Consider the following 21,907-nt stretch of genomic DNA (forward strand, 5'->3'; position numbering starts at 1 on the left):
ACATCAACTTCTAATCACTGAAGGGGAGGGCGTTCGCGCTCTCCTCGACAGTTGTTCGAAGTGTCGATACTTGGAGCCGCAGAACGCCCCACAGGCATTCTGCGGCTCTTTTTACATTGGATTTTAGAAAGCCGGAATTTACTTTCTGTTTGGCGTAGCGCGCGAAGCTGAGTACCAAGATTTTCAGAGGACGTTCGCGGTGTAGTTTCGCGTTATCCCTCGATTCCTACGAGAGACTTTGACTGTTGCTGGCCCCATACGAACCTGAACACACGACTGTTGCCCAAGGACAGACGAAAGCGCTGCAAGGCCGTCGCTTCCTGTTGGTGACTTTGCCGTTCGGGCCGTTCGGCCGCCATCTGAACAAGGCGTTGCAGGCTCTGGGAGCGGATACTGTGCATCGCATGGTGTTCAATGCCGGGGATGCCGTGAGTTGGGGGAACAAGGGCCGTCGCCGATTCAGTGGTACCGCCGCAGATTGGCAGAGGCAGTTTCCAGCCATTGCCGGCGAATATACGGATGTGATCATTTTCGGCGAAAGTGGCCCCTATAATCAGGCCGTTGCCGAACTGGCCAAGTCCATTCCTGCGCGTTTGTGGGTGCTGGAGAACGGATATTTCCGTCCGGACTGGATTACGCTGGAACGCAATGGCGTGAATGCCTCCAGCCAGTTGCCGCGCTCGGCCGAAGGCTATGGCGAACCTGTACCGGAAATGGTGGTCAGCCATAGTGTGGGCCGCATCCTGCCGTACCACATCATCAATATCAGTGTTTATCATCTAGTTCAGTTGCTGGGTGGCTGGCTCTATCCCAATTATCGCAACCCCTACACGATACCGGCCTGGCTACAGTGTGTCAGCCATGTGCAGCGCTATCTCCGTCTGGCCTTTAGACCTGCGGGCCAGTGCGATACGCAGACCTTGCTGCAGAAGGGGCCCTTCTTCATTGGCTGCCTACAGCGCGAAGGTGACAACCAGTTGCTGCGCTATTCAAAATACGCAGACAATACAGCCTTCATTGTCGAGTTGATGAACAGCTTTGCCAAGCATGCACCGGTTCGGTCGCGCCTGGTGCTCAAGAACCACCCTCTGGATCCAGGGCTTGTCGACTTCGGCGCAGTTGTAAAAAATCTGGCAGTTTCACGGGGTCTGGCGGATCGCGTCGATTTTATCGACGGTGGCAATCTGGCCGAGCTGTGCCGCGCATCCGAAGGCATGGTGGTCAATAATTCCAGCGCGGCCTTGTCGGCTCTCGGTTTCGGGACGCCGGTAAAGGTGTTGGGCAAGGCCTTCTTTAATTTCGAAGGTTTGACCTGTCAGAAATCGCTGCACGAATTCTGGAAACATCCGAAACCGGCTGATCCAGAACTGTTCAAACGGTTCAGGGCGCATGTGCTGGCCAAGGCGCAGATCAACGGTAATTTTCACGAACCGAGAGTTATTCGACGCACTGCCCGTGCGATTGCGGCACGTCTAGTGCGCCTAGATAGCTGATTTCTTCTTTTAAATTCGGACTTTCCACAGGCTGTGGCGTCTAGGCCACCCTAGGCCGCTGTCATTTTTTTGTCACGTTTCTGTCGCCCAAATTTATGTTCCAGCGACTAAATCCCCGTTCATCAAATGAACAAGTACCTCCCTCCTTTCACCTCGGGGGTACGACAAAGGGGATAACCGTTGTCCAATTTTGCTCGCAGCCTGACCTTCGGCGCATCGGCTATCGCCATTGTGCTTGGCATGGCCACCACCGCTTCGGCGCAGTCGACTGGTACTGCAGCTGTTGAAGTCGAACAGGTCGTTGTGACTGGCCGCCGTGGGCCGCGCACTATCGATGGTGCCATCGTCGCAGAAAACGTCGGTAAGTCGCGTTCGACCATCACCCAGGAGTTCATCGAAACTCAGGCTGCTGGCCAGACGATCAACGAAGTCCTGAACCTGGTTCCGGGCATGAGCTTCACCAACAACGATGCCTATGGTGCTTCGGGCGGCAACATCCGTCTGCACGGCTTCGACGGTCCGCGCATCTCGCAGACGTTCGACGGCATGCCGATGAACGACTCGGGCAACTACTCGCTCTACACCAACCAGCAACTGGACTCGGAACTGATCGGCTCGGCGTCGGTCAATACGGGCACCACCGACGTTGACTCCCCGACGGCGTCGGCTTCGGGCGGCACCATCAACCTGAGCTCGATCAAGCCGGCTATGGACTTTGGCGGTCGCATCAAGGGTTCGCTGGGCGACTTCAACTTCAAGCGCGTATTTGCGCAAGTGGATACCGGCGAGATCGGCCCGTGGGGCACGAGCGCATGGATTGCCTATTCGGACCAGTCGTACGACAAGTTCAAGGGCGTGGGCGACCTGAACAAGACCCAGTACAACTTCAAGATCTTCCAGCCGATCCGTGACAATGGCGACTTCGTCTCGCTGGCCGGTCACTGGAACCGCAACCGCAACAACAACTATGCGGACCTGCAGCTGCAGCGTAACGCAGACGGTTCGGCCAGCCTGGCCAACGGCGTGACCTGGGACAGCGATTTCGACACCAAGTACAAGGCTCCGACCTTCGTCAATGGTCAGGCCGATGTCGATACCAACAGCAACCGCTACTGGGCTCTGCGTCAAAACCCGTCGGACACGGGCAACATCCGTGCACAGTCGCGCTTCACCCTGCGTGACAACCTGATCTTCACCTTCGATCCGTCGTTCCAGTACACGCTGGCGACCGGTGGCTCGGGTCAGTTCGTTCTGTCGGAAACCGATCGTACGATCCGTGGTTCGAAGACCACGGGCGGCGTTGACCTGAACGGCGACGGCGACATCCTGGACAGCGTGCGCGTTCACTCGACCAACAACACGCACACCCAGCGTTACGGCATCAGCTCCTCGCTGATCTGGAAACTGTCGGACTCGCAGACCCTGCGCGCCGCCTACACCCTGGACAATGCCCGTCACCGTCAAACCGGCCTGAACAGCAAGATCGACTTCTCGGACCCGACCGATCCGCGCTTCTTCGATCCGTTCGCCGGTCTGCGTGACGAGGAACACCGTATCGTCAACCTGGACGGTTATGAAATCCGTTCGCGTGACCGCCTGTCTTACGCCATCCTGAACCAGTTCGCTGTCGAATATGCGGGCCGTTTCCTGAATGACACCCTGCGTGTCAACGCCGGCGTTCGCGTTCCTTTCTTCAAGCGCGAAATGAACCAGAACTGCTACTCGCAATCGAAGAGCAGTTCGGTTGTTTGCTCGACCGAAACTGCGGTCAAGCAAGCGGACGGCACCTACAAGGTCGGCACCCGCAGCGGGAGCTACATTGCGCCTTACTCGCGTGAAGTAGAGTTCGACGACATCCTGCCGAACATCAACGTCAGCTGGAACTTCAGCGGTGACCACTCGGTCTACGGCTCGTTCGCCCAGTCGCTGACCCTGCCGCGTACCGACAACCTGTACACGGTCTTCTTCGACGGTAACGGCGACATCACCTCGCCGATCACCGAGCCGGAAAAGACCACGACCTACGACTTCGGCTACCGTTACCAAACGGGCGTGCTGATCGCTTCGGCCAACGTCTGGTACACCAAGTTCGACAACCGCATCGTGTCGCGTTACGACCAAGATCTGGGCGTTTCGTTCGACTCGAACGTGGGTGACGTCGACCTGTACGGCTTCGACTCGCAAGTAGGCTGGTCGCCGGTTGAAGGTCTGTCGCTGTATGCAACGGCTTCGTACACGGAATCGGAAATCGCCAACGACTATCTGGATGGCACCACGCTCATCAAGACCGGTGGCAAGTCGCTGACGGAAACGCCTGACTGGACCTTCGGTGGTCGCATCCAGTACGAAACCGGCCCGCTGCAAGTCGGCGCTCAGGTCAAGTACACGGGTGAGCGTTGGGTCACCGACGAGAACGACATGTACACCGAGGCCTATACGGTCGTGAACGCCGATGCCAAGTTCGACCTGGGCTACTTCGGCTACAAGAACTCGAACATCGCTCTGCGTGTCGTGAACCTGCTGGACGAGAAGTACTTCGGTTCGATCTCGGGTGCGTACAACGCTACGCGCAGCACGTATGCCTACCGTGGTGCACCGCGCACCATCCAGGCTACCGTTACCTACGCCTTCTAAAGACGGCGTTCCGTACGGAACGGATACAGGAAGGGGCGGTCCGGAAACGGGCCGCCCTTTCTCTTTGGGGTATAGGGCCCTATCCATTGAAGTGCAGGGCTATAAGTCTTATCTCGCCCCCTTCGCCTTCCTGTTTTCACGCCCTTTCGAGGACGCCCCGATGACCACCACCTTGATCCCTGCCGAATGGGCACCGCAGCGTGCCATGTGGGTTGGCTGGCCCAGCCATGCCGAGCTTTGGCAAGAAGACCTCGAACAGGCGCAAGACGAGGTCGAGGCTCTGGTGCGGGCGCTGGCCGGTGCCGGTGGCGTCAAGGTCAAGTTGATGACCGGGAATGACGAGGCGCTGGAACCTGCGCGCGCCCGATTTGCCGATGTTTCGGGCGTAGAGATTGTGGCTGGTCGCTTTGGCGATATCTGGCTGCGTGATACCGGCCCGATCTTTGGTCATGGCTCGGTCAGCGCCAATGCCTTCACCTTCAATGGCTGGGGCGGCAAGTACGACCTGCCGTTCGACGATGAAGTGGCCGACCAGATCGGCGAGCAGTCGGGCGTGGCTATTACCCGCCATGACTTCATCCTTGAAGGCGGCGCGGTCGATCACGATGGCGAAGGCACGGTTCTGACCACGCGCCAGTGCGTGCTGAACACCAACCGCAACCAAGGCTGGACCCAAGAAGCGGCCGAAGCGGCCTTTGCCAAGGCTCTGGGTGCCAAGAAGGTCATCTGGCTGGGTGATGGTCTGCTGAACGATCACACCGATGGTCACGTCGATAATCTGGCGCGCTTTGTTGCGCCGGGTGTCGTGGCGTGCCCGATCGCCTTTGGCGAGAATGATCCGAATGCCGACGTTTACGACGAAACGGCACGCATCCTGTCGGCTTCGACCGATGCCGCCGGTCGTCCGATCAAGGTCCTGCGTATCCCGTCGCCGGGTTTGGTCGAGGACGAGGATGGCGAGCCTATTCCGGCCAGCCACATGAATTTCCTCATCACCAACAAGGCGGTGGTTGTGCCGACCTATGGCAATGACATTGCCGCCCGTATGGCGTGCGAAGCCTTGGCCACGGTCTATCCGGACCATCAGATCATCGCATCGCCGTCGATGGCCATTCTGACCGGCGGTGGCTCGTTCCACTGCATCAGCCAGCAGGAGCCTGCATAATGACCCGCACGATTACCGTTGCCGGTATCCAGACCTCCTACGGCATGGATATTCAGGACAATATCGACAAGACCATCGTCCTGATCCGCGAGGCCGCAGCCAAGGGCGCACAGGTCATCCTGCCGCCGGAACTGTTTCAGGGGCCGTATTTCTGCGTCTCGCAGGAGGAGCACTGGTTTGCCCATGCCTATGAGTGGGACAAGCACCCGTGCGTGACGCAACTGGCCCCGATCGCCAAAGAACTGGGCGTGGCCATTCCGGTGTCGATCTTCGAGCGCGAAGGGCCGATGTATTACAACTCGCTGGTCATGCTGGATGCTGATGGCGAGGCCATGGGCGTTTATCGCAAGAGCCACATCCCTGATGGTCCCGGCTATCAGGAGAAGTATTACTTCCGCCCCGGTGATACCGGCTTCAAGGTCTGGGACACCCGTTTCGGCAAGGTGGGCGTCGGCATCTGCTGGGACCAGTGGTACCCGGAGACAGCCCGCGCCATGATGCTGCAAGGCGCAGAGGTGCTGATGTACCCGACCGCCATCGGCACCGAGCCGCATGATGACAGCCTTGACACGGCCGCCCCGTGGCAGCGCGCCATGCAGGGCCATGCTGTATCCAATGTGGTGCCTGTGGTCGGTGCCAACCGCATCGGCCATGAACAGGTGACCGAGGCAGGCCAGACCTTCTATGGCCATAGCTTTATCGCCAACCATCGCGGCGATCTGGTCGAGAGCTTTGGCCGTGACGACGAGGGCGTTCTGGTCGCCAGCTTCGATCTGGACTTCCTTGATCGCCACCGCGCAGCATGGGGCTTCTTCCGTGACCGTCGCACGGACCTTTATGGTCCGCTGACGGGCACCAAGCGCGTTTAATCTGAAAAGGCGGGGTTACATGCCCCGCCTTTTTTATGGTCTGCGATTGTCGCGCAGTATGTTGCCGGTGGCGTTGTCGCGGTCATCAATGCTGCTGCCGAACGGATAGCCCGCATCCTCGCCACAGTATGAGCGGCGGCCATTGCGGGCATTCTCGACAACAAGGCGCGGGCGCAGCCACGAAGCCCCCGTAAAGCTGTTGTTCGCGATAATATTGCCGGATGGCGTCTGGTGGCGGATCACGCCGCGCTCGCCACAGTTGCGATACAGGTAGATCCCTGCCTTGCCGTGTAGATCAAAACGGTTGCCGCTGATGGTGTTGCGCGCTGATCCGTCGACAGCGATCATCTCGCGACCTGTGCGGGTCAGGATGCGGTTGTTGCGAATGGTGTTTTGCGCGCTTTCGGCATCCAGATAGATGGCGGTGGCGGTTGTTGTGCCATCCAGTATCGAGTCTTGCAGCAGCAGTTGCATCACCCCCGGTCCGACATAGAGCGGGATGGTGCCATTGGCCGTGATACGGATCTGTTCCAGACGGATGTTGTGAGGGGCGGCCTCTTGCAGGCGCTCGGTGTGACCGTCTTGGCGCGATGAGAGGCGCAGGTCGTCATAGCTGCCATCCGCGCCCATGCCCCATACGCGCACCGCGCCAAAGACATGGCAGTTGCGCAAGGTAACATTGCTCACGGCCTGCCATTGTCCGGAGGCGGACTTTGCCGAACGTATCATCACCGTAGGGGCAGAGGCGCTGGTGGGGGCGTTCGGCTGCCCGATGCTTGCGCCATTACAGTCCAGCGTCACACCGGAGGCTTGCGGGCCCTCCAAAACGATGTGGCGGCGGATGGACTGAACGCCAGCCAAACGCGCACTACAGGTCAGTGTGTAGGGGCGGGCCGATGCAGTGGTGAGGTCCGTTATCTGCTGGGTGGTACAGGCGGGCGCAGCAGCCTCTGGCGTGGATAAACCGCTCGCCAGAAGCAGGGCGACAATCACGGCTTCTGCGACAGGGCCAAACGCTCGGCGGCGCAGGCGGGGCTGGTCTTTCCGCTGGCCTTCAGGCTTGCATATTCGAGGCGAGCCAGGGCGAGGTCGGTCTGAAACTGCGGCGTGGCGGCGGCGCGTTCAAAAACGGCCTTGCCCAGAGCTTCGCCGGTTGTGGCATCCAGCGGGTAGTGCATGGCGCATACCACACGGCTGAGCGCGATCTGGTGGCCCGTTTCGCGGGCAGCGGCAGCATGTTCGGGCGCGATGGCCGCCATGGCCTCGCCATAGGCGGCAGCGACGGTGGCGCTGCCCGACGGGTAAGAAGCCGAGGCGCGGCCGGAATCGGAAACCCGCTGGCAGGCCTCGCGTGACGGATCATCACCGACGGGGCGTGCGCGATGGGCGCGCAGTTTGGCGATGGTGGATGCCGCCTCGGAATCCTCGAACAGGCGTTGCATCAGGCGGGCGGTAGCGGGCGCAGCATTCTGGCCCGGATCGAACCGCACACCCAGCGAGCAATCGAAATGTTGCAGGGCGAAGGGAGATCGGACCTCGGCATGGCTGGTGGCCATCAGCCAGCGGTCGGTATTTTCCAGCGCGCGATAGGTGGCCGACAGGGCGCGGTCTGCGGCTTCTATGTGGCTGCCGGCCGCGGGGGGCGGGGGGACGGCATCGGCCAGAAGTTGCAGGTCGATGCGCGAAAGATAGCCCTCATGAGCGGGATCGGCACTGACGGCCTTGGGCTCGAATGCGGCGGGCGTACCGGCACAGGCCCCAAGGGCGATAGAGAAGCTGGCCACACAGACACTCGATACGAAACCTGTCTTCATGGCCTTTGACCCCCTAGCGACCCGATTTCCAGCTCAGATGTACCGATGTTTGATCATTATCGCCGGGCGAAGCAACCACCTGAACCTCGGCACCCTTGGCATTAAGGGCAGCAAAGGCGCGGGCTGTGCCCTGATTCATCGCCATGACCGGATCAAGACCGTTTGTATCAGCCAAGGCGCGGTAATGTTCGATGACCTGTTCGGGGGTATCGGAGGTCGTAAACTCGGCCATGCCACCGGGGCCGTCGGCACCATCGGCTGTGACAGGCGGATTCAGCAGGGTTGCACCGGGATAAAGGCTGGCAAAGACGGGCGCGTTGGCGGCCAGTGGTTGCAACTCGGCGCTGGGCGTAGCCTTGGCCGCAGGGGCGGGCAGCGCTTTGGTCGTGGTCGCTTGTGCGTCGGCGACAGGCGCATTGCCATCCGTGTCGCTACAGGCGGCAAGGCTGCCTGCCAGTGCCATGACAGCAATAGTTTTTGCGTAGGAATTCATAACCCGATCACATCCCAAGCCATGGATTAAACCCATAACTGAACCATTGGCGCGACCGCAGCAAGGCACCATTGCGGTATTCGTGTCTCATTGTTTTCATAGGTAATATTACAGGCACACCCCATCCTGATGTGGCGGGCTTATTTCATCTTGAACCGTCCGTACGCGACGTGATCGAGCATTGTGAAAAAGCGTCACCGGAGTGCGCAAGGCAAAGAAAAACCCCGATGGATAATCCATCGGGGCTTTCCTTAAACAGAGGCGTAAAGCGCGCTGTTTCGACTTATTTGCCGAACAGCTTGGCGAAGTTGCGAGCTTCGCGCGTCTTCCATGCGCCACGGTGATAGGCGTCCGAACCGATCAGCGGCACAACCGTGGTGGCTTCGGCGAAGACCATTTGTTCGTAGGTGGTCGAAACCTTGCCCCACGAAGCGGCTTCCTTGAGGGTCGAGGACGAGCAGGCACCGTCACGCACGTCGGCGACAGTGATCTGGATGGCATATTTGTGCATTTCAGCTTCGACGCCGAGGATTTCAGCGCAGACAACGGTGTCTTGCGCGAAGTTCTTCGGAACGCCGCCGCCAACCATGAACAGGCCGGTGGTGCCAGCGGCGATCTTGATGTCGGTCAGTTCGCGGAAGTCGGCAACCGCGTCGATGCACATGTAAGGCTTGCCGGCAGCGGCGCGTTCTTTCTGGTGCTTGACCAGACCGAAGCCAGCCGACGAGTCGACGAAGGCCGGGCAGAAGATCGGCACGCCTTTTTCATAGGCGGTCTGGATCAGCGAACCGGTCTTCTTGGCATTGCCTTCCGACAGCCACTTGCCCATTTCCCAGATGAACTCGCGCGACGAATACGGGCGCGGCTCGAGGCTGTTGGCGATTTCCAGGATGGTGTGGTCGCAAGCTTGCAGCTCTTCTTCATCGATATAGGTATCGTAGATACGGTCGATGTAGTTTTCGCGCAGGACGTTGTCGTCTACCTGGCTGTCAGCTTGGTAGTGCTTGTAGCCAAGGGCTTCGAAGAAATCCATGTCGACGATCGAGGCGCCGGTGGCGACCACGGCGTCGATCATGTTGTTCTGAACCATGTCACGATAAACGTGCATGCAGCCACCAGCCGAGGTCGAACCGGCGAGGATCAGCCACGGCGAGCACTCTTTGTCTTCCAGAGCCATGTTGAAGATGTCGGCGGCGCGAGCCGTGTCGCGCGACGAGAAGGACATCTTGCGCATCGAGTCGATGATCGGACGGGCGTCAAAGGACGAGATATCGACGTGCTCGACAGTGTTGTTGAGCAGTTGTGCTTTCATGTTCGACTGAGCGGTCATTTCAGCGGTTTCCCTAAAGATTTGAGCGCCCGTCTTAAACGAAACAGCGACCCGGACGGAGCGACGGGCCGCTATCTATACAAACGCCCCATGACGCTTTTGGCGCCATAGGACATTTTGAACCGGTTCCCGCAGGAACCGGTCCGTATCTGGTGGTTATTTCCGGCGCTTGCGCTGGCCAGCCTTGCCCTTGGGGCGCGACAGACGAACGATCTTGCGCGAGTTCTCCTCGGCCGTCGTGCGGACGGTCGGGATCGAACGCGGGGCCAGACCATAGAGCGAGGCCATCGGCGCATCCTCGACGACAGCAATGTCGTGCGAGCCATAGCCGTTGAAGCCGGTGCTCATGGCAACGCCATAGGCGCCCATCATGCCGATTTCGATGAAGTCGCCTTCACGGACATCGGCAGGCAGCCAGAACGGGCCGGGCATGTGGTCGATGCTGTCGCAGGTCGGACCATAGAAGCGGAAGGGCTTCATTTCCGACGCGCTTTCAGCGTCACGAACCAGCTTGGTCGGGAACGGCCAGCGCGAGTGCGTCGCATCGAACAGCGACCCGTAGGAGCCGTCGTTCAGATAAAGGGCATCGCCCTTGCGCAGATCGACACGGCACAGGATCGACGAGCTTTCGGCCACGATCGAACGGCCCGGTTCGCACCACAGTTCCGTGGTTTCCGATACCGGCATTTCCGCGAAGCCACGGTGAATGGCATCGGCATATTCCTGAAGGTCCGGCGGGACCATGCCCGGATAGACCGACGGGAAGCCGCCGCCGACATCGACGATATCGACGAACACGCCAGCCTTCTTGATGGCGCGACCGACCTGGGTCATCGCAGCCTCATAGGCCGACGGACGCATGCACTGCGAACCGACGTGGAAGCTGATCCCCATCAGGCCGTCCTCGACTGCCTGGCGGGTGGCCAGCAGCAGGGCGGGGGCCTGGTCCAGCGAAACGCCGAACTTGCCCGACAGCGAATAGGCAGCACCGTCAGCGGACACGCCCATGCGCACAATCAAATTCAGATCGCTTGCAAACTCGGTCGCTTCGAGGATTTTTTGCAGCTCGTCATGGCTGTCCAGCACAAAGGTGCGGACATTATAGTCATGATAGGCGCTCTTGATCGCACCACGGCTCTTGACCGGATGCATAAAGGCCAGACGGGCATCGGCGCTGACCGAACGTACCAGTTCGATCTCGGCGATGGAGGCCACGTCAAAGGCATTGACGCCCGTCTCCACGAGGGTCTCGATGACCCAGCGCGAAGGGTTCGCCTTCACTGCATAGAAGACGTCTGCCTTGAGATTATTCTGGAACCAGCGCGCTGCTACGGCAACCGAGGCCGGACGCACAAGTGCGACAGGACGCTCGGGGGACCGCTCACGGACCAGGTCCAGGGGAAGTTGGTACGTGCGCAATTCACGTAACCCCCTGTTAATTGTTAAACCCAGACCGGCGTTAGCGGCGCAAGAGGACCTTACGGGGTCCGCCGGAAATCGCGATATGGGGTTATTATGCCTCAATGTAAAGAGGTAATTTTAAGGCAAGGCGAGCGTCGTTATAAAGCCGTAATGTACGTAGTTTTCCTTATAATACGCATGTCTGAAACAACGCGCACTGGACGAAAACGCTGCATACATGTCATTAAGACTTGCCCTTGCGCCGTTCTCGCGTCATGCGGCGCCCCTTTATCTTAACCTCACCCAACGGGTTCATGAGTTCTTCCAACATCGCCGTCGCGTCGGTACGCGGCGTCTCGAAGACCTACGGGGCCAGAAAGGCTCTCGACGGCGTGTCCGTCGAGGTCGGCGCCGGTGAAATGGTCGCCCTGATTGGTCCTTCGGGTTCGGGCAAGTCCACCTTGCTGCGCTCGATCACTGGTCTTCATCCGATTGATCCCGGCGGGACAATCACCGTATTTGGCGACGTCGTTCAGCAGAACGGGCGCGTAACCCGGTCTGTGCGCCGTGCGCGCGGTCGCCTGGGCATGATCTTCCAGCAGTTCAATCTGGTGGGACGTCTCAGCCTGTTTTCCAACGTTATGCTGGGTGCGCTGGGTCGTCTGCCTGCGTGGCGCGGCTTCTTCGGGCTCTGGCCCAAGGCCGACCGCGAGATGGCTATGGCCGCTCTGCACCGCGTTGGCGTGTCCGAATATGCCCCGCAGCGTGCCAACACCCTGTCGGGTGGCCAGCAGCAGCGTGGCGCCATTGCCCGTGCCCTTGTGCAAGGCGCGCAGGCTATTCTGGCCGACGAGCCTGTCGCCTCGCTTGATCCGGTTTCCGCCCGCAAGGTGATGGAACTGCTGGTCGAGTTGAACAAGCGCGACGGTCTGGGTGTCATCGTAACCCTGCACCAGGTTGATTATGCGATCCGCTATTGCGACCGCGTCATCGCCCTGCAGAAGGGCAAGATTGTTTATGACGGACCGGCCACCGGTCTGGATACGCAACGCCTGATCGAAATCTACGGTCCCGAATACGAGGACGCGTTCTGGGAGGCCAAGGCATGACCCAATTCAATCTGTCGCGTCGTGCGCTGGCGGCTGTTGCCGGCGCCGTTCTGGCACTGGGCGTTGCGGCTTGCGGTTCGGGCGACAAGCCCGCATCGGGCAGCATGGAAGAAGTCAAATTCGCCATTCTTCCGGCCGAGGGCCAATCGTCCTCCGGCCCGCTGTGGCAACCGCTTCTGGACGACATGTCCAAGTCGATCGGCGTGCCTGTAAAGCCGTACTTCGCTTCGAACTATACGGTTCTGGTTGAAGCCATGCGTGGCAACCAGATCCAGGCGGCCTGGTTCCCGGCCAAGACGGCGATCGAAGCCATCGAGCGCGCCAATGGCGAGGTTGTGGCCCGGATCGTCGATCCGAACGGTCTGGACAGCTATCAGTCGACCCTGATCGTCAAAAAGGGTTCGGGTATTACGCTTGAAGACGTGATGTCGTGTGGCAAGAAGTATGACTTCGGTATCGGTGATGCCCTGTCGACCTCGGGCACGCTGGCTCCGCTGACCTTCCTGTTCAATCCGGCTGGCATCAGCCCCGAGCAGTGCTTCAAGACCGTGCGCGCGGCCAACCACCAGGCGAATTCGTTCGCGGTGGCCAATGGTCTGGTGCAGGTTGCGACCTCGAACACCATCAATGCCATCACCGTGAAGCGCCAAAATCCGGCGATCTCGGCGCAACTGGAAGAAATATGGCGTTCGCCGCCGATGCCGGAAGCCGGTATCGTCGTGCGCAACGACATTGATCCGGCCGTGAAGGAAAAGATCCGTACCTTCTTCCTGACCTATGGTCGCGGTGAAGGTCCGGAAGCCGAGCGTCAGCGTCAGATCCTGCTGGCCCTGAACTATTCGGGCTTCAATCCGGCTGACGAAAGCTATCTGAATCCGATCCGCGAGATGATTGCGGACCAGAATCTGACCGACGCCAAGAAGAAGGGCGACAAGGCGGCTGCCGAACGTGCCGAGGCGGAACTGAACCGTCTGCGTGCCCTGCGCGAGGTTCAACCTTGACCGCATCTGTAACGCCTTCGGCCACTGCTACGGCCGTTCCCAAGCCTCCCGTCAAGTCGATGGGGGCCTGGGCCCTCGACGCCATGATCTGGGGTGGTGTGGCGCTGCTTCTGATCATCAGCATCGACGCCGTCGATCTGAAGAACGTCTCGCGCCTGTTTACCAATGCCGAGAACATGAAGGGCTTCGCACACGATCTGCTGCGCCCGAATTGGGATGACTGGCAGCTGTATGTTTCCAAGATGTGGGAAACGATCCAGATCGCGCTTTGGGGCACCTTCCTGGCCATCTTCCTCGGTGTGCCGATGGGTCTGGCAGCCGCGCGCAATATTGCCCCTGTATGGGTGGTAACGCCCGTGCGCTGGATCATGAACGCCCTGCGCTCGATCCCCGATCTGGTTATGGGTCTGCTGTTCGTTGTTGCTGTGGGCCTTGGTCCTCTGGCCGGTGTTCTGGCCATCGCGCTGAACACGGCCGGTGTTCTGGCCAAGCTGTTCTCCGAAGCGGTTGAATCCATCGACAAGGGTCCGGTTGAAGGCGTTCGCGCCACCGGTGCTCCGAAGCTGCACGAAATCATGTGGGGCGTTATTCCGCAGGTCGCGCCGCTGTGGACCTCGTTTGCCCTCTACCGCTTTGAATCCAACAGCCGCTCGGCCACCGTGCTGGGTCTGATTGGTGCGGGCGGTATCGGTCAGGTGCTGTTCGACCGTATGAACGGCTTCGATTACAGCTCGGTCTCGGCCATCGTGATCATCGTTGTGGTTGCTGTGACGCTGATCGACATGCTGTCGCAAGCGATGCGCAAGCGTCTGCTGTAACCGCGTCAGGTTTACGCAGACTGTCACAAAAGGTCTGGCCGGACCGTCACAAATCGTCTCTATGCGCATCATATTGATGATTTGAGAGGTCCGGCCATGACTGTCCTTCCGACCCGCCTGTTTAAAGTTTCAGCCTGTGTAGCGGCCTTTGCCGCTCTGGCCGCCTGTGGCGAGGGCTCCTCTTCGGGGGCTCCCGGTAACCAAAAAGCCCGTGCGGGCGTTTGGGCCGCCGGTTCTTCTACTGTTTTCCCGTTTGTGACCCGCGTGGCCGAAAACTTCGGCCGCAACAATGCCGGTGGCGCACAGCCCCGCGTTGAAGCCCTGGGCACCGGCGGCGGCATTCAGGCCTTCTGCTCGGGCATTGGCCCCTCGACCCCCGACATTGCCAATGCTTCGCGCCAGATGAAGCAGAGCGAGTTCGACCGCTGCGTCGAAAACGGTGTCACCGACATTATCGAACTGAAGATCGGCTATGACGGTATCGTTGTGGCCACGGCCCGCAATGGCGCATCGTTCGATCTGCGCCTGCAAGACCTGTATATGGGTCTTGCCAAGGAAGTTCCGGGTGCGGACGGCAAGTTTGTTGCCAACCCGAACACGGCGTGGAATCAGGTGAATCCGAACCTGCCATCGCAACGCATCCAGGTTTACGGGCCGCCGCCGACCTCGGGCACGCGCGATGCCTTCCTTGAACTGGGCATGGCTCCCGGTGGCGAGAAGGTTCCGGCTGTGGCCGCGCTGAAGGGTGACAAGGCCCGCTTTGAAGCCCTGACCCACACCCTGCGTGAAGATACGCTGTGGATCGACTCCGGCGAGAACGACAACGCTATCGTTCAGACCCTGACCCGCACGCCGGGTTCGCTGGGCGTGTTCGGCTTCTCGTTCCTTGAGCAGAACATGGACACCGTGAAGGCCGAGACGATTGACGGTGTTGCGCCGTCGATCGAGGCGATTGCCGACGGTTCCTATCCGCTGGCCCGTAGCCTGTATGTCTATGTGAAGAAAGCACACATCGGCGTCATTCCGGGCCTGCAGGACTTCGTTATGGAGTTCATGTCGGAAGGTTCGGCCGGTCGTGGCGGCTATCTGCAAGACCGCGGTCTGGTACCGCTGGGTGCAGAAGAACTGGCCGCAGAGCGCGCCAAGGCCACCAGCCAAACAGTCATGGCCCGCCCGAACTAAGGCGAGCGCCTTGAAGCCAAAAAGAAACGCCCCGAAGAGAACTTCGGGGCGTTTTTGTTTTGAGGGAACCGGATCAAGCCGCCTGTTTGCGTCTCAGGCGGGCGATGCGGCGCAGACGGCGCCAGAAGCGGCCACGCTGGGGTTCCGGATAGGGTTGCAGGTTCTCGACGAACTGCTCCGCCGAGGCGCGCCAGCTGAACTTTTCGGCATAGGCGCGCACGGCTTTGCGGTCGAGCTTCAGGCATTCAAGGCAGGCGATTCTCAGATCGTCATTGATGACGCCTGCGCCCGAGTTTGGAATGATGTCGATCGGCCCGTGGGCAGGGAAGGCGGCGACCGGCGTGCCGGTGGCCATGGCTTCCAGAATCACCAGCCCGAACGTGTCGGTCCAACTGGGGAAGACGAAGACATCGGCATCGGCAAAGCAGCGGGCCAGATCATCACCAAACTTGGCACCGAGGAATTTGGCTTCGGGATATTTTTCCTGAAGCTCGGCGCGCGCCGGACCATCACCGACGATGATCTTGGTGCCGGGCAGGTCCTGTTCGAGGAAGGTCTCGATATTCTTCTCGACGGCCACACGGCCCACATTCAGGAAGAACGGGCGCGGCCAGTCCTTGCCGCCCAGTTCGTCAAAGATGGGCGCGAGGTCGGGATTGAAAACATCCGTGTCCACACCGCGAGTCCACGGCGAGACATTGCGGAAGCCGTGCTCGGTCAGTTCGTCACGCAAGGTCGGCGTCGCCACCATCAGGCGCCCCGACGGCTTGTGGAACCACTTCATATAGGCATAGCCGACCTGCACCGGAATCGGGAAACGGGCCGAGACGTATTCGGGGAATTTGGTGTGGTAGCTGGTGGTGAAGGGCAGCTTCCACTCGATGCAGATGCGCCGCGTGGCAATGCCCAGCGGCCCTTCGGTGGAAATATGCACGGCCTCGGGCTCGAAAGCGCGCAGGCGCTCGCGGATTTCCTCTTCGGCCCCGAGGGCGAGACGGATTTCCGGATAGGTCGGGCAGGGGATAGTTTTGAACTGGTTGGGTTCAATCACCTCGACCTCATGACCCATGGCGCGGCATTCAGCCACGGTGCGGGTCAGAGTGCGGACGACGCCGTTGACCTGAGGTTCCCAGGCGTCAGTGACCAGAACGATACGCATGAAGTCGATTGGGCCTTCCAGCCGTTTCGGAGATTCAACCAGTTGTAGCGACTTGCTGTGACGAAGGCGAGACATCAAAGCGATGCTGTCCGGTCACGCTCGCGCGAGGCGACTGTCCGTGCTAGATTTAGTCTCGTCAAAGACAATACGGCTTTATGCTCAAAATCCCGAAGCACATTCGGGCTGTGAGTGCATATAGGCGAGAATTCACAGGAGTGAATTTATGTTGCCGAGCGAGCTTCATCATTGGGACGACCTGGATCGCAACAAGTTCCGCGACGAGCGAGAAACCGTTGTAGACCTTTTGTCCCGACCTAACCTGAATCAGGGCGAGCGCGCCACGGTTCTGGCCGAGGCGACCGCACTGGTCGAGCATGCCCGCCAGAGCCAGAAGAAGCAGGGCGTCGTTGAAAGCTTCTTACAGGAGTTCTCGTTAGGCACTCAAGAGGGTCTGGCGTTGATGACGCTGGCCGAAGCGCTGCTGCGCACGCCGGATTCGATGACCCGCGACCGCCTGATCTCGGAAAAAATTGGCTCGGCCGACTGGGCCAGCCATATGGGCCAGTCGGACAGTGCGCTGGTTAACTTCTCCAGCTTCGGTCTGATGATTGCGGGCAAGCTGGTCGAGCCGGAAGACGAGATCAAACGCGACCTTCCCAACTATCTTAAACGTCTTGCCGGTCGTCTGGGCGAGCCGGTGATCCGTCAGGCCGTAGGCACGGCTGTGAAGATCATGGGCGAACAGTTCGTGGTGGGCCGCACCATCGAAGGCGCCCTGAAGCGTTCGGATAAAGAAGGCTGGCTGTGCAGCTTCGACATGCTGGGCGAAGGGGCCCGCACGGTCGCCGACGCCGAGCGTTATGAAAAAATCTATGGCGATGCCATCGAGGCTGTCGGCAAGACCGCTTCGGGCCAAGGGCCGGAAGTGGGCCATGGCGTATCGGTCAAGCTGTCGGCGCTGTCGCCGCGCTATCAGGCCGTACAGGAAGACCGCGTCTGGGAAGAGCTATACCCGCGCATCCTGCGTCTGGCCCAGATCGCCGCCAAATACGACATCAACTATACGATCGACGCCGAAGAGGCCGACCGTCTGGCGCTGTCGCTGAAGCTGCTGGAGCGCCTGTGCGCCGAGCCTTCACTGGGCAACTGGAAGGGCCTCGGCCTTGCCGTTCAGGCCTATCAAAAGCGCACGACCGAGACGATCCAGTCGCTGATCGACCTGTCCAAGCGCACAAACCGTCGTCTGATGGTGCGTCTGGTCAAGGGTGCCTATTGGGACACCGAGATCAAGCTGGCTCAGGTTAATGGCCGCACCGACTATCCGGTGTTCACGACCAAGCCTGCAACCGATCTGAACTATCTGGTTTGCGCACGCATGATGATCGAGGCTGCGCCTCACATCTATTGCCAGTTCGCCACCCACAATGCTCACACGCTGGCGGCTGTGCGTCGTATGGCGCGTGACCGCAATGTCGTTATCGAGCACCAGCGCCTGCACGGCATGGGCGAAGCCCTGTACGAGGCGGCCGGTGGTCTTTGGGCGGACGAAAAGCTGATCGTGCGCGCCTATGCGCCGGTTGGCGGCCACGAAGAACTGCTGCCCTATCTGGTGCGTCGTCTGCTTGAGAACGGTGCCAACTCCTCCTTCGTGCACGCCCTGCTGGACGAGCGCGTACCGGCTGCTGATGTGGCCGCTGATCCTATCACAGCTGTCGAGGCCCAGCCCGACCGCCATCCCAAGATTGCAGTACCCATGAACATCTACGGTGACCGCCAGAACTCCCTCGGCCGCGACTACTCGACCGCCGAAGCCCGCGACGCCCATGCTGTGGCGCTCAAGGCGGTGGATGGCGAGACGCTGACGGCAGGCCCGATCATCGGTGGTAAGCTGCTGGCCGGAACGAACGCTCAGGACGTGACCAACCCGTATGACCGCGCTCAGGTCGTCGGCAAAACCTCGGACGCCACGCCGGAACAGGTCGATCAGGCCGTCCGCAAGGCTGCCGAAGCACAGGTGGCATGGGATAAGCTGCTGGGTTCCGGCCGTGCGCCGGTCCTGCGCGCCATGGCCGATGCTCTGGAAGCCGACATGGACCGCATGGTCGCCATCCTGTCGCGTGAAGCCGGCAAGACCTTGAACGACGGCGTGGCCGAGGTTCGCGAAGCCGTCGATTTCCTGCGCTATTACGCCATGCTGGCCGAGAAGGACTTTGTGGGGCGCGAGACGCTGAAGGGCCCGACGGGCGAAGTAAACCAACTGGTCCTGCATGGCCGTGGCGTGTTCGCTGCCATCAGCCCGTGGAACTTCCCGCTGGCCATCTTCACCGGCCAGATCGCTGCGGCACTGGCTGCGGGTAACGCTGTTGTGGCCAAGCCTGCCGAGCAGACCCCTCTGGTCGCGGCAGAAGCTGTTCGTCTTTACCACAAAGCGGGTCTGAATCCTGACCTGCTGGCGCTGGTTCCGGGCCGTGGCGAGACGGTTGGCGTGGCTCTGACCTCGCACCCGATGATTGACGGCGTGGCCTTTACCGGCGGCACCGATACCGCCAACGCTATCAACCGTGGTCTGGCGAACCGCCAGGGCCCGATCATCCCGTTCATCGCCGAAACCGGTGGCCTGAACGGTATGTTCGTGGATACGACGGCGCTGAAAGAACAGATCATCGACGATGTGATCCTGTCGGCCTTCGGTTCGGCAGGTCAGCGTTGCTCGGCCCTGCGCATCCTCTATGTACCGCACGAAGCCGCCGATGCCCTCATTGAAGGCCTGAAGGGCGCACTGGCCGTTCAGGTGATCGCAGATCCGTCCGATCCCAAGACCGATATCGGTCCGGTGATCGACGCCGAAAGCCGCGAGAACCTCGAAAAACACGTCGCGCGTCTGGAAAAAGAAGCCAAGATCATTGCGCGCGGTACCCTGCCGGCAGATGCCGCCAAGGGGGACCTGTTCGCACCGGTCATCGCCGAAATCCCGACACCGGACTTCTTGGAGCGCGAAGTGTTCGGCCCGATCCTGCACGTCTATCGCTATGATGCGAAGAAGCTGAAGGAAACGGCCTCGGCTCTGGCGGCGCGCGGCTTTGGCCTTACGCTGGGCGTTCACAGCCGCATCGACGCCTTCGCCGAAGAAGTGATGGCGCTGGTTCCAGCTGGCAACGTCTATGTGAACCGCTCGATCATCGGTGCTGTTGTCGGCGTCCAGCCGTTCGGCGGCGAAGGCCTGTCCGGCACCGGCCCGAAGGCTGGTGGTCCGAACAGCCTGATCCGCTATGCGTCAGAAAAAGCCATTAGCATCAACATCGCCGCCCAAGGCGGTGATCCGGCGCTGCTGAACCTGTAATACTGTAAATATTTAAAAATCTGGGGGCGCTCTTTGAATGGGGCGTCCCCAGGATCGTTTAAAATGAGAGTTTTTATTTGGTAAATTGGGCGGTCTGGTTTACCGCCTGAGGTATCAGCTCTCGGCGGTTTGCAATCAATGTTACAAGCTATGAAGCCTTTTGAGCTTCTAAGAAAAAATTCACGCATCATTGGCGCTATGATGATGCGTGAAATTGTTACACGTTATGGACGTGAAGGTCTCGGCTTCTTCTGGCTAGCCGCCGAACCATTACTCTTTTGTCTGTTCGTAATTGTGCTGTGGTCGTTTATGCGGGCAAATAATGAACACGGTATAGGTTTGGGCCCGTTCGTTATGACCGGCTATATGAGCATGCTTATTATTCGGCATGTGCTGTCATCTTGTATGGCCGCGGTTCAGGCGAATGTGGGGTTACTTTACCATCGCCAAGTATCGATTATACATATTTACGCCTCTAGAATTGTGCTTGAATTTTTAGGAAATTCTATTGCATTTCTGATTGTGTATATAATTTTGTTAATGCTGTCACAGGTTCAGTTGCCTAGCGATGTAATTTTACTGATCGGTGGGTGGACCTTGTTGTTAGTGCAGTCGGCAGGCGTGTCCTTGATACTGTCAGGGATGGCGATGCGGTATGATTTCATTGATCGCATTGTGCCTGTTTTGCAGTATGGATTAATTCCCATCTCTGGCGCATTCGTGATGGCAGCGTGGTTGCCGCAAGAGTTCCGAGACATTTTGTTGCGTATTCCTTTTCCGCATGCAGTGGAAATGATCCGCGCGGGGGTGTTTGGGGAATTTGTGAAAACATACTACGACGTCAACTATGCTGTTTTGTGGGCCATTGGTTTGAATATTCTTGGCTTGCTGCTTGTTTCGCGTGCTCGACACTATTTGGATGTAGAGTGAGGACTTTTGATCATGGTCAATAAAATTGAGTATATGGGCCCTTTAGACCGCCCAATACATCCAAAACCGAAGCCAAAAATCTCTCCGGTCGCGAAAGCTTTCGGTGTCATAGTCGTTCTCCCTACGATTGCGGCGGCAGTTTATTATATAGGGCTGGCAGCACCCCAGTATGAGTCGGAAGCGCGTTTTGTCGTGAGATCTGCGGAGCAGAATCAACCGAGCGCTTTTGGCCTCGCGCTGCAAGGTGTCGGTATCTCTGGAAGCCAGACTGACGTCTTTGCGGTCCATGAGTATATCAAATCCCGAGACGGTATGGACTCGGCGAATAAGGCGGTTTCTATAGAAAAGGCTCTCGGTCGGCCTGTTGTCGACTTCCTGGCGCGCTACCCACGATTTTGGGAGTCCAAAGACGTCGAGACCGAGTACAAGGCTTACCTACGGCATGTGACGGTTGGCTACGATTCCACTACGGGTATTAGTACTTTGCGAGTACGAGCTTTCGCTCCTACAGATTCCGAAAAGCTGGCTGTGGCGCTTCTGGATAGTGGTGAGGTGCTTGTCAATTCTCTTAACCAGCGTTCTTATGAGAATGCGATTAAGGACGCTGGTGAGGCTGTTCGAAAAGCAGAGTTGAATCTGCTGGCCTCACAAAACGAGCTTTCCACGTACAGAAACCAAGAGGCTTTCGTTGATCCTGCAAGGACAGCGCAAGAGGCTAATGGTCTGATTACAGATCTGTTGACGAATCTTGCTGTAGCCAAGGCTGAACGCTCACAAATGATGGCTCTGGCACCGCAGAGCCCTGAACTTGCACGGTTGAATGCCCGGATCCGTGCCTTTGAGGCACAAATTTCCGAAGAGCGTATGAAAATCGCTGGGAATGTAAGTTCGCTGGCCTCCAAGATCGGTGAATATGAGCGGTTGGAGTTGAATCGCGAGGTTGCAGGTCGTGAACTCGTTCAGGCGAGAACCAGCCGTGAAGCTGCTGAGCGACAGGCTAGTAGCCAAAAGCTCTATCTGCAGCGCATTGTTGAACCCAAGGCTGCAGCGGTACCGACCTACCCCAATCGGTTGCGCGGTATTTTGACGGTTCTGACGGTTTGCTTTGCAGCTTTCAGCCTAGGTTGGCTGGTTTGGGCGAGCATACGTGAGCACAGGCACGCATAAAC

The 21,907-nt window shown here is 59.2% G+C and carries 17 protein-coding genes; 11 read left to right on the forward strand and 6 right to left on the reverse strand.

Annotated features, from left to right (window positions below; all coding sequences use genetic code 11):
• Positions 1 to 245: 245 nt before the first annotated feature.
• The 4 genes from RSB01_RS04870 (at position 246) to aguB (ending at position 6,161) form a co-directional block, all read left to right on the forward strand.
• Complete coding sequence (locus tag RSB01_RS04870) at positions 246 to 1,493, forward strand: capsular biosynthesis protein (protein ID WP_332590389.1); 1,248 nt, start codon at positions 246 to 248, stop codon at positions 1,491 to 1,493.
• 180 nt (positions 1,494 to 1,673) lie between these two features.
• Complete coding sequence (locus RSB01_RS04875; protein ID WP_332590388.1) at positions 1,674 to 4,127, forward strand: TonB-dependent receptor; 2,454 nt, start codon at positions 1,674 to 1,676, stop codon at positions 4,125 to 4,127.
• Between the two features lie 160 nt (positions 4,128 to 4,287).
• On the forward strand, positions 4,288 to 5,292 hold the full coding sequence (locus tag RSB01_RS04880; RefSeq protein ID WP_332620195.1) for an agmatine deiminase family protein: 1,005 nt from the start codon (positions 4,288 to 4,290) through the stop codon (positions 5,290 to 5,292).
• Entirely contained in the window at positions 5,292 to 6,161 is an 870-nt protein-coding gene (gene aguB / locus RSB01_RS04885) for an N-carbamoylputrescine amidase (RefSeq protein WP_332625122.1), read from the forward strand. Before RSB01_RS04880 ends, aguB begins: the two co-directional genes overlap by 1 nt.
• A gap of 33 nt (positions 6,162 to 6,194) precedes the next feature.
• Here aguB and RSB01_RS04890 read toward each other — a convergent pair whose 3' ends face one another.
• The 5 genes from RSB01_RS04890 to RSB01_RS04910 form a co-directional block, all read right to left on the reverse strand.
• Positions 6,195 to 7,154 carry a right-handed parallel beta-helix repeat-containing protein gene (locus RSB01_RS04890; RefSeq protein WP_332590385.1) on the reverse strand — a complete coding sequence of 320 codons (960 nt, stop codon included), beginning with the start codon at positions 7,152 to 7,154 and terminating at the stop codon, positions 6,195 to 6,197.
• Positions 7,151 to 7,975, reverse strand: coding sequence for a PA-phosphatase (locus RSB01_RS04895; RefSeq protein ID WP_332590384.1), 825 nt, complete (start codon positions 7,973 to 7,975; stop codon positions 7,151 to 7,153). The genes RSB01_RS04890 and RSB01_RS04895 overlap by 4 nt, the downstream gene beginning before the upstream one ends.
• Positions 7,976 to 7,988: 13 nt before the next feature.
• The gene (locus RSB01_RS04900) at positions 7,989 to 8,468 is read right to left on the reverse strand and encodes a hypothetical protein (protein WP_332590383.1); all 480 of its coding nucleotides are present in this window, start codon (positions 8,466 to 8,468) and stop codon (positions 7,989 to 7,991) included.
• A gap of 283 nt (positions 8,469 to 8,751) precedes the next feature.
• Positions 8,752 to 9,798: a deoxyhypusine synthase gene (locus RSB01_RS04905; protein WP_332590382.1), complete on the reverse strand. Its 1,047-nt coding sequence runs from the start codon at positions 9,796 to 9,798 to the stop codon at positions 8,752 to 8,754.
• Between the two features lie 156 nt (positions 9,799 to 9,954).
• Positions 9,955 to 11,217, reverse strand: coding sequence for a type III PLP-dependent enzyme (locus RSB01_RS04910; protein ID WP_332590381.1), 1,263 nt, complete (start codon positions 11,215 to 11,217; stop codon positions 9,955 to 9,957).
• Positions 11,218 to 11,513: 296 nt separating this feature from the next.
• Here RSB01_RS04910 and phnC point away from each other — a divergent pair, with 296 nt between their 5' ends.
• The 4 genes from phnC to RSB01_RS04930 all read left to right on the forward strand — a co-directional run bounded on the left by phnC (position 11,514) and on the right by RSB01_RS04930 (position 15,309).
• Positions 11,514 to 12,308: a phosphonate ABC transporter ATP-binding protein gene (gene phnC, locus RSB01_RS04915; RefSeq protein WP_332590380.1), complete on the forward strand. Its 795-nt coding sequence runs from the start codon at positions 11,514 to 11,516 to the stop codon at positions 12,306 to 12,308.
• Complete coding sequence (gene phnD, locus RSB01_RS04920) at positions 12,305 to 13,309, forward strand: phosphate/phosphite/phosphonate ABC transporter substrate-binding protein (protein WP_332590379.1); 1,005 nt, start codon at positions 12,305 to 12,307, stop codon at positions 13,307 to 13,309. The genes phnC and phnD overlap by 4 nt, the downstream gene beginning before the upstream one ends.
• A 59-nt stretch (positions 13,310 to 13,368) precedes the next feature.
• Entirely contained in the window at positions 13,369 to 14,127 is a 759-nt protein-coding gene (phnE, locus tag RSB01_RS04925) for a phosphonate ABC transporter, permease protein PhnE (RefSeq protein WP_332619636.1), read from the forward strand.
• A 96-nt stretch (positions 14,128 to 14,223) separates the two neighbouring features.
• Entirely contained in the window at positions 14,224 to 15,309 is a 1,086-nt protein-coding gene (locus RSB01_RS04930) for a substrate-binding domain-containing protein (RefSeq protein WP_332619631.1), read from the forward strand.
• A gap of 73 nt (positions 15,310 to 15,382) precedes the next feature.
• On the opposite strand, the gene RSB01_RS04935 is transcribed toward RSB01_RS04930, so the two are convergent.
• Entirely contained in the window at positions 15,383 to 16,468 is a 1,086-nt protein-coding gene (locus tag RSB01_RS04935; protein ID WP_332619637.1) for a glycosyltransferase family 1 protein, read from the reverse strand.
• A gap of 223 nt (positions 16,469 to 16,691) precedes the next feature.
• Between RSB01_RS04935 and putA the strand changes: the two genes are divergently transcribed.
• From putA to RSB01_RS04950, 3 genes are all read left to right on the forward strand, one after another.
• On the forward strand, positions 16,692 to 19,808 hold the full coding sequence (gene putA / locus RSB01_RS04940) for a bifunctional proline dehydrogenase/L-glutamate gamma-semialdehyde dehydrogenase PutA (RefSeq protein ID WP_332619632.1): 3,117 nt from the start codon (positions 16,692 to 16,694) through the stop codon (positions 19,806 to 19,808).
• A gap of 150 nt (positions 19,809 to 19,958) precedes the next feature.
• Entirely contained in the window at positions 19,959 to 20,738 is a 780-nt protein-coding gene (locus tag RSB01_RS04945; RefSeq protein WP_332619633.1) for an ABC transporter permease, read from the forward strand.
• A gap of 12 nt (positions 20,739 to 20,750) precedes the next feature.
• Positions 20,751 to 21,905 carry a chain-length determining protein gene (locus RSB01_RS04950; protein WP_332619634.1) on the forward strand — a complete coding sequence of 385 codons (1,155 nt, stop codon included), beginning with the start codon at positions 20,751 to 20,753 and terminating at the stop codon, positions 21,903 to 21,905.
• Positions 21,906 to 21,907: the final 2 nt, after the last annotated feature.

Source organism: Brevundimonas sp. (assembly GCF_036659295.1).
Lineage (GTDB): Bacteria > Pseudomonadota > Alphaproteobacteria > Caulobacterales > Caulobacteraceae > Brevundimonas.